General features: G+C 39.7%; 14 protein-coding genes. 9 read left to right on the forward strand and 5 right to left on the reverse strand.

Annotated features, from left to right (window positions below):
• Positions 1-181 precede the first annotated feature (181 nt).
• The 6 genes from dapA to ACYUCW_RS04410 all read left to right on the forward strand — a co-directional run bounded on the left by dapA (position 182) and on the right by ACYUCW_RS04410 (position 6,781).
• On the forward strand, positions 182-1,081 hold the full coding sequence (dapA, locus tag ACYUCW_RS04385; protein ID WP_004243415.1) for a 4-hydroxy-tetrahydrodipicolinate synthase: 900 nt from the start codon (positions 182-184) through the stop codon (positions 1,079-1,081).
• A 16-nt stretch (positions 1,082-1,097) separates the two neighbouring features.
• Complete coding sequence (gene bamC, locus ACYUCW_RS04390; RefSeq protein WP_004243414.1) at positions 1,098-2,144, forward strand: outer membrane protein assembly factor BamC; 1,047 nt, start codon at positions 1,098-1,100, stop codon at positions 2,142-2,144.
• A 223-nt stretch (positions 2,145-2,367) separates the two neighbouring features.
• The gene (purC, locus tag ACYUCW_RS04395; RefSeq protein ID WP_004243413.1) at positions 2,368-3,081 is read left to right on the forward strand and encodes a phosphoribosylaminoimidazolesuccinocarboxamide synthase; all 714 of its coding nucleotides are present in this window, start codon (positions 2,368-2,370) and stop codon (positions 3,079-3,081) included.
• Between the two features lie 246 nt (positions 3,082-3,327).
• On the forward strand, positions 3,328-4,212 hold the full coding sequence (ypfJ, locus tag ACYUCW_RS04400; RefSeq protein WP_004243412.1) for a KPN_02809 family neutral zinc metallopeptidase: 885 nt from the start codon (positions 3,328-3,330) through the stop codon (positions 4,210-4,212).
• 62 nt (positions 4,213-4,274) lie between these two features.
• On the forward strand, positions 4,275-4,727 hold the full coding sequence (locus ACYUCW_RS04405; RefSeq protein WP_004243411.1) for a DUF441 domain-containing protein: 453 nt from the start codon (positions 4,275-4,277) through the stop codon (positions 4,725-4,727).
• Positions 4,728-4,729: 2 nt separating this feature from the next.
• Positions 4,730-6,781, forward strand: coding sequence for a tRNA(Met) cytidine acetyltransferase TmcA (locus ACYUCW_RS04410; protein WP_004250833.1), 2,052 nt, complete (start codon positions 4,730-4,732; stop codon positions 6,779-6,781).
• Here ACYUCW_RS04410 and ACYUCW_RS04415 read toward each other — a convergent pair.
• A complete protein-coding gene (locus tag ACYUCW_RS04415) occupies positions 6,723-6,920 on the reverse strand; it encodes a YpfN family protein (RefSeq protein ID WP_004243408.1) in 198 nt (65 codons plus the stop codon). The genes ACYUCW_RS04410 and ACYUCW_RS04415 overlap by 59 nt on opposite strands.
• Positions 6,921-7,017: 97 nt before the next feature.
• Between ACYUCW_RS04415 and ACYUCW_RS04420 the strand changes: the two genes are divergently transcribed.
• Entirely contained in the window at positions 7,018-7,392 is a 375-nt protein-coding gene (locus ACYUCW_RS04420) for a DUF454 family protein (protein ID WP_004250834.1), read from the forward strand.
• A 16-nt stretch (positions 7,393-7,408) separates the two neighbouring features.
• On the opposite strand, the gene ACYUCW_RS04425 is transcribed toward ACYUCW_RS04420, so the two are convergent.
• The 3 genes from ACYUCW_RS04425 to ACYUCW_RS04435 are packed head-to-tail and all read right to left on the reverse strand — an operon-like array spanning position 7,409 to position 9,581.
• Positions 7,409-8,077, reverse strand: a complete 669-nt coding sequence (locus tag ACYUCW_RS04425; RefSeq protein ID WP_004250835.1) for a M15 family metallopeptidase — start codon at positions 8,075-8,077, stop codon at positions 7,409-7,411.
• Entirely contained in the window at positions 8,074-9,204 is a 1,131-nt protein-coding gene (gene dapE, locus ACYUCW_RS04430) for a succinyl-diaminopimelate desuccinylase (protein WP_004250837.1), read from the reverse strand. The genes ACYUCW_RS04425 and dapE overlap by 4 nt, the downstream gene beginning before the upstream one ends.
• Before the next feature lie 5 nt (positions 9,205-9,209).
• Positions 9,210-9,581: an ArsC family reductase gene (locus ACYUCW_RS04435; RefSeq protein WP_004248275.1), complete on the reverse strand. Its 372-nt coding sequence runs from the start codon at positions 9,579-9,581 to the stop codon at positions 9,210-9,212.
• Positions 9,582-9,781: 200 nt separating this feature from the next.
• Between ACYUCW_RS04435 and ACYUCW_RS04440 the strand changes: the two genes are divergently transcribed.
• The gene (locus tag ACYUCW_RS04440; RefSeq protein ID WP_004248274.1) at positions 9,782-10,342 is read left to right on the forward strand and encodes a hypothetical protein; all 561 of its coding nucleotides are present in this window, start codon (positions 9,782-9,784) and stop codon (positions 10,340-10,342) included.
• 69 nt (positions 10,343-10,411) lie between these two features.
• On the opposite strand, the gene ACYUCW_RS04445 is transcribed toward ACYUCW_RS04440, so the two are convergent.
• Entirely contained in the window at positions 10,412-11,035 is a 624-nt protein-coding gene (locus ACYUCW_RS04445; protein WP_004248273.1) for a response regulator, read from the reverse strand.
• 549 nt (positions 11,036-11,584) lie between these two features.
• Between ACYUCW_RS04445 and maeB the strand changes: the two genes are divergently transcribed.
• Complete coding sequence (gene maeB, locus ACYUCW_RS04450; RefSeq protein ID WP_004250839.1) at positions 11,585-13,867, forward strand: NADP-dependent oxaloacetate-decarboxylating malate dehydrogenase; 2,283 nt, start codon at positions 11,585-11,587, stop codon at positions 13,865-13,867.
• Positions 13,868-13,934: the final 67 nt, after the last annotated feature.

Below are 13,934 nucleotides of genomic sequence, written 5' to 3' on the forward strand. Positions count from 1 at the left end.
CAGGTAAACACAAAATTTGATTTCTGCCAAGATCAGAAGCGCACTATCTTTCATTATTATCTCTCTTTAATTCAAATCAAAGAATATTAGCAAATTTCATTAGAAACCTAGAGTTAAGTAGTTTTCAATAGAGCAATGAATGAGTACCATTGTGTATAAGTCTATCTCGGAGCAATGAATTATGGTAAGTAACAATTTTGATTTTACAGGCAGTATGGTGGCATTAGTCACCCCTATGGATGCGAAAGGCAATGTTGACCGAGTTAGTTTACGCAAGTTGGTCGATTATCATGTTAAAGCGGGTACAGATGCTATTGTCTCTGTGGGAACAACGGGAGAATCGGCAACATTAAGCCATGATGAGCATGTTGATGTCGTATTAATGACTCTGGATATGGCTGATGGTCGTATTCCTGTGATTGCAGGCACGGGGGCTAATGCAACTTCTGAAGCTATTTGGTTTACACAACAGTTTGAAAATAAAGGTATTGCAGGGTGCTTAACGGTTACTCCATACTATAATAAACCTTCCCAAGAAGGGCTTTATCAACATTTTAAAGCGATTTCTGAAAGCACGGCTTTACCCCAAATCTTGTATAATGTGCCCGGCCGTACAGGATGTGATTTATTGCCAGTAACAGTTGCACGTTTAGCTCAGTTGGATAATATTGTGGCAATTAAAGAGGCGACAGGGAACTTAAGTCGTGTTAGTCAAATCCAACAGTTAGTTAATGATGATAGTTTTATCTTATTAAGTGGAGATGACGCATCCTCATTAGACTTTATGCAACTTGGCGGTCATGGTGTTATTTCGGTTACTGCTAACGTTGCTGCGTTAGAAATGGTAGAATTATGTCGATTGGCAAAAGCGGGTGAGTTTGCAAAAGCACGTGAACTTAATCGACGCCTGATGGACTTACATCATCAGTTATTTGTTGAACCTAACCCAATCCCAGCTAAATGGGCGTGTCAACGTATTGGATTGATTGAAGACGCCACATTGCGCTTACCGATGACTCCATTAACATCAGCGGGTCAGGATATCGTAGAGAAAGCGCTGTTAACAGCGGGAATACTGTAAAACTTAGGGAATTTTAATGGCAACACTATTGCATAAATCAAAGATTATGAAAGTCGCGGGTCTGTCGCTGGTGGTTTTATTGGCAGCCTGTTCCAGTGATCAGCGCTATAAACGTCAAGTCAGTGGTGACGAGTCGTATTTAGAGTCAGCAGCGCTAAAAAATTTAGTTGTCCCAGCGGGTATGGTGTTGCCTTTGCAAAATGGGGAATATGATATTCCTACGCCTAAAAAGAGTGAGCCTGTGGGTTTAGCATTAGATATTCGCCCACCAACACAGGCTTTAAACTTATTAAGTGGCTCACGTAGTGAGAATAATGCGGATAATAGCCGACTGTTATTACCCAACACGCCCGAAAATACCACCTTATACGAGCAAGTTTCTGCTGTTTTAGCGGATAAAGGTGTGGCACTGGCTAAAAGTGATGCAGGACAAAAACAGATTGTTACCGATTGGATCACTTGGACTCGTGCTGATGAAAATGTGCCTTTCCAAAGTCGCCATAATTTAGCGATAAGTCAGTCAGGTAATGTTGTGATATTAACGATTACGAATACTGGGTTACGCCAAGGTGAAAACGAGATTTCCGATCCAATGGAAGTGAAGCGTTATAACACCTTACTATTAAATGAAGTGGTTGACGGTTTAAACCGCATGCGTAACTTAAGTGAAAATAGCGCAACGAGTAATTTGCAAGGTATTATCGACGTACAAACAGGAAGTGATAATGCCGGACTGCCTGTCATTATTGTTCGAGCACCATTTGATGTTGTATGGGATAGATTACCTATCGCGCTAGAAAGCGTGGGAATGAAAATGGGCGATCGTACTCGTTCGAAAGGTTCAATTGAAGTGACTTATAAAGGCTTAAGTAGTGCAAGTTGGAGCACGTTAGGGGTTGATAAACCAACAATTAATGAAGGGGATTACAAACTACAAGTCGGTGACTTAAATAACCGCAGTAGTTTGCAATTTATCAGTGATAAAGGTAAACCTCTTACACAGTCTGAAAATGATCAGATGGTTGCTGCAATGAAAGCGGCCTTTAGTAAGCCAATAAAATAAAAGCTCTTTTTATCTATTAAATATCAGGCCGTACATAAAATGTGCGGCCTTTTTATCACTCAATTCACTTATTTCTCTTATTGATTAGAGCCGCTAAAAAATAGTCGACAGTGATATTTTTTAGTGATCCCCTCCACGTTTTAAAAGCTTTTTTATCCAATCTAGAGTAGAGTATGGAAAGCAAGTTTCTTGTTAAACCTATCACATCTTTGGAGTGTGTCAGATGCAAAAAAAAGCTGAGTTGTATCGTGGTAAAGCGAAAACAGTTTATACCACTGAGTCTTCTGATTATCTTATTCTTGAATTCAGAAACGATACATCAGCGTTAGATGGCCAACGTATTGAACAGTTTGATCGTAAAGGAATGGTGAACAATAAGTTTAATTATTTCATTATGAACAAATTGGAAGAAGCGGGTATCCCAACGCAGATGGAACGTTTGCTCTCTGATAATGAAGTGCTAGTAAAAAAACTCGATATGGTGCCTGTTGAATGTGTTATTCGTAACCGAGCGGCTGGATCACTGGTTAAACGTTTAGGTATTGAAGAAGGTACTGTCTTAAACCCACCTATTTTTGATCTCTTCTTAAAAGACGATGCCCGTCATGATCCGATGGTTAATGAATCTTACTGTGAAACTTTTGGTTGGGTATCAAAAGAAAACCTCGCAGAAATGAAACGTCTTAGTTATAAAGCAAACGATGTCCTCAGTGAACTATTTGATAAAGCCGGTCTGATCCTCGTTGACTTTAAATTAGAGTTTGGCCTCTTTAACGGTAAAGTTGTGCTGGGGGATGAATTCTCACCAGATGGTAGCCGTTTATGGGATAAAAACACCTTAGATAAAATGGATAAAGATCGCTTCCGTCAAAGTTTAGGTGGATTAATTGAAGCCTATGAAGAAGTTGCACGTCGAATTGGTGTTTCTTTAGACTAACTGCGCAATCGATTACGTCAGCAATATTATCCATAAAAGAAAAAGGTCAGCTTAAAAACTGACCTTTTTAATATGCTATAAAGAAAAATTAACTAAGATGAATTGAAAGTGACTAATGGGTGCTATTATTTTGCTCTTAAAAAATAGGCAATAGCGATGAGATAATTTTTGTTATTATCTAAGATAAGTTGTCATTAAAATGACCTAGCAATTAAAATTAAGTAAATTACATAATGGGGAAGGGTTATGCGTTGGAATGATCGCCGAAGAAGCAATAATGTTGAAGATAGAAGAGGGCAGCCTTCTTCTGCATCCGGTGGTGGTAATCTCCCATTAGGATTAATTGCACTATTATTGCGTACAAAATATGGCTTTGTGATCATTATTATTTTGGTGATCGCAAGCTTTATGGGGTTTGATTTTAATTCGCTTACAGGGCAAACATCACAACCAACACAAAATAGCCAACAACAATCCGCCCTTTATAATGAAGCGGCAGATTTTAGCAGTGTTGTATTAGCCAGTACGGAAGATTTTTGGCAAGGGATGTTTGCCAAAGCCGGCGAACAATATCGTGATCCTAAATTAGTGCTATATACCAACAGTACCACAACGCAATGCGGTACCGGCACTAAAATGATGGGGCCTTTTTATTGTCCTGCAGACCAAAAAATTTATCTCGATCTCTCTTTTTATAATGAAATGAAAAACAGCCTTGGTGGGGGTGGAGAGTTTGCTCAAGGTTATGTGATTTCTCATGAAGTGGGACATCATGTTCAGCATCTACTTGGTATCACCACACAAATGCGTGAAAAACAGCAAATGGCACGTTCAAAAGTGGAAGCAAATCGCTTATCAGTAAGACTAGAACTGCAAGCTGATTGTTTTGCGGGTATGTGGGGACGCTTTATTGCCGGTGAAGGCCGTGTTGATGAAGCGGACTTACTGACGGCCATTAAAACCGCACAAGCTATCGGTGATGATAGGCTGCAACGCCAACAACAGGGTTACGCTGTACCGGATAGTTTTACTCACGGCACTGCAGAACAACGTAAGACATGGTTTATGCGCGGCTACAATAGTGGCGATATTAAATCTTGTGATACATTTGCTTCTTCGTCATTGAACTAATAACATCTCACGCTTAAATGATATTAGAATGATTCAGAGAAAGAGAAGGATTATAAAAATAGATGAGTAATGTTGATCCCTCATTGCTAATTTTGCTGGTACTCGCAGGCCTGGGCATTATTAGTCATAATATGACTGTCACTTTAGCAATGATCTTTTTATTGGTTATTAAAATCACACCGTTAAACCAATATTTTCCATTAGTCGAAAAATACGGTATGACCATTGGGATCTTGATCCTCACCGTAGGTGTTATGACACCGATTGCCACAGGCCGCATTTCCGCACAAGAAGTTTTCAATTCTTTTTTAAATTGGAAATCATTACTAGCGATTGCAATTGGTATCATCGTCTCTTGGTTAGGGGCACGAGGGGTGTCACTTATGAATAACCAACCGTCAACGGTAGCGGGTTTACTCGTAGGAACCGTTATTGGTGTCGCCCTATTTAGGGGGGTTCCAGTAGGTCCACTGATTGCTGCGGGGATCCTTTCGTTATTGATAGGTAAGTCATAGTAGTGCCATCTTTAGATTTATTGCGCTATCAACAAGCCTTCGCTCGACTAGGCCAGCGGCGATTACTCCTTTTAGCGGGGAGCTATACATGGCAAAGGGAACAACTTCGAGCTATCCAACAGCAGTGTAAAGGCGATTGGCTAATACTCTCTTCAGAGATGTCTGAGGCGATAAAACCAGAACATGCTCATCAACTATTAGGCCGTGAATATCTTCACGCTGTATTTGACGCTAACCATGCTTTTAATGCTGATGCACTAGCGATGCTAACGGGAACGTTGAAAGCAGGAAGTTGGCTTATCTTATGTTTACCCGATATTGTTCAGTGGCAACATTATATTGATAACGATAGTCAGCGCTGGAATGATGCGCAAGGGGTTATATCTACTCCCCATTTTATGGCTTGGTTAGCAAAAATTACACTAGCAGATAAACAGGCCATTATTTGGCAAGCATCGCAGCCCCTTGTTCTACCTGAAATAAAAAATACAGGCCAACAGTGGGCGTTGCCTCAAGGGATGCCAACCATACAACAGCGACAGTTATTAGCGCATCTTTTACAGGCAAAATCCGGCGTATGGAGTATCACGGCACCACGAGGCAGAGGAAAATCAGCGTTAGCAGGAATGTTGATAGAGCAATGGCCTGGCTCAGTGACGGTTTGTGCCCCTGCGAGAAACAGTATTGAAGTGCTATTATCTCATACACATAAAACCATCGAGTTCTACTCACCGGATAATTTGTTAGCCCTTTGTGATACAGAGCATTTGTGTCGAGATTGGTTAATTATTGATGAAGCGGCGACTATACCCATTGCTCAACTGATAGCTCTTTGTCAGCACTTCCCTCGAGTGTTAATGACCACCACGGTACAAGGCTATGAAGGAACAGGGCGCGGCTTTATTTTAAAACTGGGTGATAGCATTCCAAAGTTACAAAATTATCAACTTACCGTACCTATTCGCTGGGCGCAGGACGATCCACTCGAAAATTGGCTTAATCAACTGTTGTTACTTGATGAGCCTTCTTTTCATCATGCTAACCAATCTGGCGAGGTGGTGATCACCTCATGCCAGCATTTCGATAGTGAACAACGAGCCAATTTTTATCAACTTTTAACCAGTGCTCATTATCGAACCACACCTTTAGATCTTCGACGTTTATTCGATGGACAAAAACAGCATTATTGGTCTGCATTTATTCATCGGCATCTTGTTGGGGCGGTGTGGTGTATTGAAGAAGGGGGACTAGCGAAAGCCTTAGCACAAGATGTTTGGCGAGGTATACGTCGACCAAGAGGTAATCTTGTTGCCCAATCGTTAGTCACTTACGGCTTATCCATTGAGGCAATGTGTTTAACTTCATTACGCATCAGCCGAATTGCGGTATTGCCAGCATATCGACGTCAAAAAGTCGCTGCAAAATTAGTTGCGGATATTGCTAAGCAGTGCCAGAAACAGAATATTGATTACCTTTCTGTCAGTTTTGGCTATACCGACGCATTAGCCAATTTTTGGCAACAATGTGGTTTTTATCTGGTGAGATTAGGCGTTCATAAAGAAGCCAGTAGTGGCTGTTATACTACTATGGCTATTTACCCAATCAGTGCTCAGGGGCAGCAATTATTACAAGTTGCACAACAAGCACTCGCATTACAAAGTGATTATATCACTCAGCAAACAGGTATCTCTCTTGCTACTGCATTGCCTAGCGCCAGTGAAGCAGATCACTGGCTGATGATGGCAGGTTTTGCTTTCGCCCATCGCTCTATATTAACGGTATATCAAAGTGTTGGTTATTTTCTGCAAGGTGATAGATCACGCTACCCGTTATTAGTGGCATTTTTTATTGATAAGCAATCTGTAGAGGCCTGTGTAAAACAATTTTCGTTATCGGGCAAGAAAGCCCTTGTCACGACACTGCGTCGGCAATGCCAACAACTGATGGCAGAAAAAGATGAGCAATTAGCACAGGCTTACCAACATTGGTTAACGACTACTTCTTCTGGTCATTTTTGTTGGGCCAATCGTCCTCATCATCCCATTTATCATTAAAATCGCGATGGGGAGGCAGTTTCCGTTTATTTTTTAGAAACTGTTTTGGATCTATTTTATTCATATCTTTTATGGCATTAATAATTATTCCAACTAAAAGAATTAAAATAACCCACCAATAGTCAGTGATCCAGTGCATAAACCCGCCTTATGTTTTAAAATTGTTATTGAGAATGAGGAGCTTTTTTATTTACTCTTTACCCTAGAGCGACCAAGCATAATTTGGAAAGCATAACATGAAACGGATATTATTGATTATAGCAGGGTGGTTATCTGTTGGATTAGCCACATTAGGTGTTGTTTTACCCGTGTTACCCACTACACCATTTTTGTTATTAGCTGCATGGTGTTTTTCTCGCTCATCAACACGCTTTCATCACTGGTTGCTATATCGCTCTTGGTTTGGTGGTTATTTGCGTTATTGGCAAACTTATCGCGCCATGCCTAAGGGGGCTAAGCCGAAAGCTATTTTAGTCATTTTAGTGACTTTTGCTATCTCGCTATGGTTGGTCTCAATGTGGTGGGTGAGAATTTTATTGCTGATAATTTTAGCCTGTCTGTTGATATTTATGTGGAGACTTCCTGTAATAGATAAACAAGATGTCTCCTAAGATAAATAAAATCTAATTATTCTGGTAGCACAATATAGCGTTGATAAACCGTTTCTAAGTTATCTAATAGCCATTGTTTACCTAAAATCGGCTCTTCTTCTAAAACAGCGCGAAGGATATCGATAGTATAGGCCTGTGAAGCTTCATAAGAGAGAGGCAAATAACTGATATGCCAAGGCTCATAGGCAATATAACTCTCTTTATCGGTAAAAGGGCGATAAAAATCGTAAGCTGACATATTTTCAGTCAGCCAGTCATTAAGTTGTGCAAAATAGCCCCCTTGTTCATACTCCCAAGGTTCTAATTGCAATGATTGCCCATTAGGTAAACGGAAAGGATCGTAAAAATCAATTTCGGTGCCCCAATGATGGCGACTTGCTCCGGGTAATGCAGACCATTTTAAAATCGCCTCACAGCGTTGGCCTTCTGATAATGTCTGAATATCAATAGGTTGACTTTCAGCATCTAATACAGGGCGAGTGCCTTCAAATTTGCCATTCCATATCGCTAACTGACGTTCAAAACTTCTAAATGAACTGGCAGGCATTAATTTAAATCCCGCTTTGGCCGCTTGTTGTTGTAACGCTAAAAAGGCTTTTGTCGCGTTAAACTGTAAATGATGTCGTTCTGATAAAGTCACTAAATGATCCGTAGAACGACCCGTTAACATTAAAGGGGTTATCATAAAATAATCTGCTCCATGATCCGCTGATAGATGCGACTAAGTTGTTGTAAATCAGCAGCACTGACACACTCATTTACTTTATGAATGGTGGCATTAATAGGCCCTAATTCAACAACTTGCGCACCCATTTGGGCGATAAATCGTCCATCGGAGGTGCCTCCGCTAGTTGAAAGCGTTGGCTCTATATTGGTGTAGTGTTTTACTGAATAACGTACCGCATCCAGTAGTTTTCCTTCACCAGTGATAAAAGGTTGCCCAGATAAAGACCAAGAAATGTGATAACGCAACTGATATTTTTGTAGTAATGCTTCAGTACGTTGACGAATTTCTTCATCTGTAATAGCGGTGCTAAAACGAAAGTTAAACTGTATAAATAACTCACCTGGGATCACATTATTACTGCCTGTTCCACTATGAATATTGGCAATTTGCATGGTAGTGGCGGGAAAATACTCATTGCCATTATCCCATACCGTATTCACTAACTCGTGAATAAAAGGTGAAGCCATATGAATAGGGTTTTGTGCAAGGTGAGGGTAAGCAACGTGGCCCTGCGTACCATAAATAGTGACATTTGCTGTTATTGAACCCCGTCGGCCATTTTTTATCATATCGCCGAGTTGATGCTGACTTGATGGTTCACCCACTAAGCAATAATCAAGTCGCTCTCCTCGAGATATTAATGACTCGACCACTTTAACGGTACCATCATGAGCATCGGCTTCTTCATCGGAGGTAATTAAAAAAGCAAGACGTCCACGATGTTGCGGATAAGCATGCACAAATCGTTCAGCCGCGACAATCATGGCTGCGAGAGAGCCTTTCATATCGGCGGCACCTCGACCATATAACATTCCATCACGAATAGATGGCTCAAAAGGTGGATTATCCCATAATGCATTAGCGCCAGGAGGCACAACATCGGTATGTCCTGCAAATGCGAGGGTTTCTCCCTCACCACCACGACATGCCCAAAGATTTTCGGTCTGACCAAAAGGCATTTTTTCAATGGTAAAGCCCAAAGGTGCTAATCTTTCGATGATCAGTTGCTGACAACCTTGGTCATCTGGGCTTACGGAAGGTCGAGAAATAAGTTGTTGTGCGAGTTCAATAACAGGGCAGGACATAAAAATTAGGCTCCTGTAAAAGTCAGGTAATCATTAGCATTAAAACCTACCATAAAACGATTATCAGAAGAGACTAAAATTGGGCGTTTAATAATGGCAGGTTTATCAAGCATAAGTGCAATGGCTGCATTCACATCAGTGATAGCATTTTTTTCTTCATCAGATAATTGACGCCAAGTTGTTCCTCTTTTGTTCACCAATGTCTGCCAATCTAAATTTTCTGTAAAGGTGAGTAATAATGCTTCCTTCAAACCGTCTTTACGGTAATCATGAAAAACATAAGGAATATGATTATCATCTAGCCATTTACGTGCTTTTTTGATTGTATCGCAATTTTTTATGCCGTACATCGTGTATGTCAGGTTAGTAGTAGACATGATATTTTCCTTATATGACAATACGTAATATTGGTATCAATACGTATAAGTGTTATACAGATCCAAAGTAGCAGGTTTTGTTGTAGTGAAAAATCCTATTTACATTATAAAATATATTGGATATTAACCTGTCACCTAAGTGTAACGAATTGTGTAACGTAGAGTAATAGAAATAAAGATTTCCGTTGGTAAAAGAAAATATGAAAAGTATTTCACTGAGTCTTATATTGCTTTTACTCTCTACTTTTAGCTGGGCTAATGAAGATGAAGACAGCAAAAAGGTTGATGAGTATAAAACAGCCCTACAGGCATTTTTTAACAGTGATTATTTATTGTGTTTAGGCGAAGGGAAATGGCCCGTTTACAGTAATGAAAATGATGCTCCATGGGTTTTAGAGCGAATGAATGCATTAATGGATGCTGGTTTAATTGAACAAACTGTCGATGGTGACGAGTGGGTGTTCTCTCTAAGCGAGAAAGGACGAAAAGCTTGGCAACCATATCAAGATTTTTGTTATGGACACCTTTTTATTAGCCAAATAAAAGAGATACAACCTATCGATTCAGATAAAAGTACTATCTATTTTTATTATGGAGTCAAAGATATTCCTGCTTGGGCTAGAAATAGTGATGTACAGTCAGCATTTAGTGAACTGGATATAGTGATTAACGGTATCAACCGAGAGCTTTATCAGTTAAAAATTGAAAAGTTACCCGATAATCACTTCAAAGTATTAAGTTATCCTGTCCCTATTGAGTGATTTTCTAAAGTGAGAGAATGGCTTCCTTAAGAACTTAATTACCCCGACTTAATGTCGGGGTAAATTCGTTTAGTGCTGATGCTTAATTAAGATAAGGCTCGCCGCTAAACGTGATGTCACTTGTAGTTTCTTTAAGATATTACGAATATGTACTTTGACGGTTTCTTCTGAGATAAACAGATTTTCGGCAATCTGTTTATTTTTCATTCCCACCGCCACTTCTTGAAGGACATCAAGTTCTCTTTTTGTTAACGCAGATAGCGGATCAGAATAGTTTTGTCTTAATTGGATATATTGCCAAACTTTTTCACTGTAAACGGGGCGCCCAACCACCGCTTTACGTAAACTGAGTAGCAACATATCAAGTTCACACTCTTTCAATAAATAACCGTTAGCACCAGCATCTAATGCAGCATACACATCATTGCGAGAATCTGAAATTGATAAAACCAATACATAAGATGTTAAACCACAGCGACGCAGAGAACGAATAATATCAATACCAGAGCGTCCTTGAAGGTGTAAATCCATCATAATAAGATCAGGATTTAACTGTTTTGCTGTGGTGATTGCTTCTTGAGCATTGCCACTTTCGCTTACTACAATAAATTCCTTGTCTTGCTCTAACAATAGCCGTAATCCATATCTCATGATAGGGTGATCATCCACTATCATAATTGAGTAGCTAGGCATAACCCCTCTCCCTAAAAAATAATATGCGTAATCTTTTCAACAGCAGAAAATAAAAAATAAATTCCAAATAAGGAATAAAAATTAGAATCAGATATCTTATTAAAACAATAAGAAAATAAAATTGACGGTTGGCAATATTACACCAATTATTGTTACGGGTAAAAAAGAAAATAACCAAAACGACTAATAAAAGTTCTAATGATAGATAAATCCTTTTATTACAATGTATTAAGTTAATTTTTAACTATATTAAAATGCAACTACAAGTAAAAATAGTTATTGATTTATAAAACAATATAAAAAGTTTAATTATTTTAAGAGTTAATTTAGTTATAGATAAATAATAAACAAAGATTGTATTTTTTCTGTTCGTGTTTATTTCCATAATGAAATTAAACTGGGTTAATAATATACCCAGAAATAGGTATGAGCAGTTTATAATAAATGAGATGAACTAATTTGAAAAAAGTGTCGATACCATCATGATTTAACGAGCTATTACCATTATACTAACCAAGCCCTTACCCTATTGATACAAAGGATATGAAGATGGAAGACAAACTACAACAAAGTGCATTGGATTTTCATGAATTCCCTAATCCTGGCAAAATCACAGTGACACCAACTAAACCACTAATAACACAACGTGACTTAGCATTAGCTTATTCACCGGGTGTTGCGGCTCCTTGCCTTGAAATTGCGGCTAATCCTTTAGCTGCGTATCGCTTTACAGCGAAAGGTAACTTGGTTGCCGTTATCTCTAATGGTACGGCTGTTTTAGGACTCGGTAATATTGGCGCCTTAGCAGGTAAACCTGTGATGGAAGGTAAAGGCGTATTATTTAAAAAATTCTCCGGCATTGATGTATTTGATATTGAAGTGAATGAAACCGATCCTGATAAATTGGTGGATATTATCGCTTCATTAGAACCGACTTTTGGTGGGATCAATTTAGAAGATATTAAAGCACCGGAATGCTTCTATATTGAACAAAAACTGCGTGAGAGAATGAATATCCCTGTCTTTCATGATGATCAGCATGGTACGGCAATTATTTCTACGGCCGCTATTATCAACGGGTTACGTATTGTTCGTAAAAATATTGATAAAGTTCGCTTAGTGGTTTCAGGTGCCGGTGCTGCTTCTATCGCGTGTATGAACCTTCTTGTCGCTTTAGGGTTAAAGCGTGAAAATATTGTTGTTTGTGACTCAAAAGGGGTTATTTATCAAGGCCGTGAAGCCAATATGGCAGAAACTAAAGCGGCTTATGCGATTAAAGATAACGGCAGTCGCACACTTGATGATGTGATCAACGATGCCGATATTTTCTTAGGGTGCTCAGGGCCGGGCGTACTGACCCAAGAGATGGTGAAAAAAATGGCACGCGACCCGCTGATCCTTGCGCTAGCAAATCCGGAGCCAGAAATTTTACCACCGTTAGTCAAAGCGGTACGATCAGATGCGATTATTTGTACCGGACGCTCTGATTTTCCTAATCAGGTCAATAATGTTCTCTGTTTCCCGTTCATTTTCCGTGGTGCGCTGGATGTGGGGGCAACCGCTATCAATGAAGAGATGAAACTTGCCTGTGTACATGCAATTGCTGAATTGGCACTGGCAGAACAAAATGAAGAGGTTGCTAGCGCATATGGCGATCAAGAACTGTCATTTGGCCCAGAATACATTATTCCAAAACCTTTTGATCCACGTTTAATTGTTAAAATTGCGCCTGCCGTTGCAAAAGCTGCGATGGATTCAGGTGTGGCAACCCGTCCAATTGAAGATTTCGCCGCTTATATCGAACACCTCAATGAATTCGTTTATAAAACGAATTTATTTATGAAACCTATCTTTGCTCAAGCGAAAAAAGAGAAAAAACGCATTGTATTGGCGGAAGGGGAAGATAACCGCGTTCTGCATGCGACTCAAGAATTAGTCACTTTAGGACTTGCTGAGCCGATCCTAATTGGTCGTCCTAGTGTGATTGAAATGCGTATTCAGAAATTAGGCTTACATATTCAAGCGGGTAGAGATTTTGAAGTTGTAAACAATGAAAACGATCCGCGTTTTAAAGAATATTGGCAAGAATATTATCAAATAATGAAACGTCGCGGTGTTTCGCAAGAACAAGCTCGTCGAGCCGTTATTGGTAATCCAACACTGATTGGCGCAATTATGGTACGTAGAGGGGAAGCAGACGGCTTGATCTGTGGAACCGTGGGAAGTTATTCGGAACATTTTGAAATATATAAAAATGTTTTTGGTTTACGTGAAGGATCTAATACTGCAGGGGCGATGAATGCACTATTACTGCCGAGTGGTAACACCTTTATTACTGATACCTATGTAAATGAAGATCCTACCGCTGAGCAACTTGCTGATATCACTATAATGGCGGCAGATACTATTCGTCGCTTTGGTATTGAGCCAAAAGCAGCATTAGTATCCCGCTCAAGTTTTGGCTCTTTTGACAGCCCATCATCTATAAAATTAAGAAAAGCGTTAGAGCTTATTAAACAACGCGCACCAGAATTAGAAATTGATGGTGAAATGCATGCTGATGCTGCTTTAGTTGAGTCAATTCGTCGCGATATTATGCCAGACAGCCCACTAAAAGGTTCAGCTAATCTGTTAGTGATGCCAACAATGGAAGCGGCGCGCATTAGCTATAACTTATTACGTGTCACTAGCTCCGATGGGGTAACGGTAGGTCCAGTGTTAATGGGAGTTGCTAAACCTGCCCATATTTTAACGCCAATTGCATCTGTTCGTCGCATTGTTAATATGGTGGCATTAGCTGTGGTAGAAGCACAAACACAATCTCAACGCTAATCGCTAAACTGATTAAAATAACCACCTTAAGCAAAGCGCCTTTTTTAATAAAAGGCGTTTTTATTTT

This window comes from Proteus sp. MB838 (assembly GCF_054767435.1).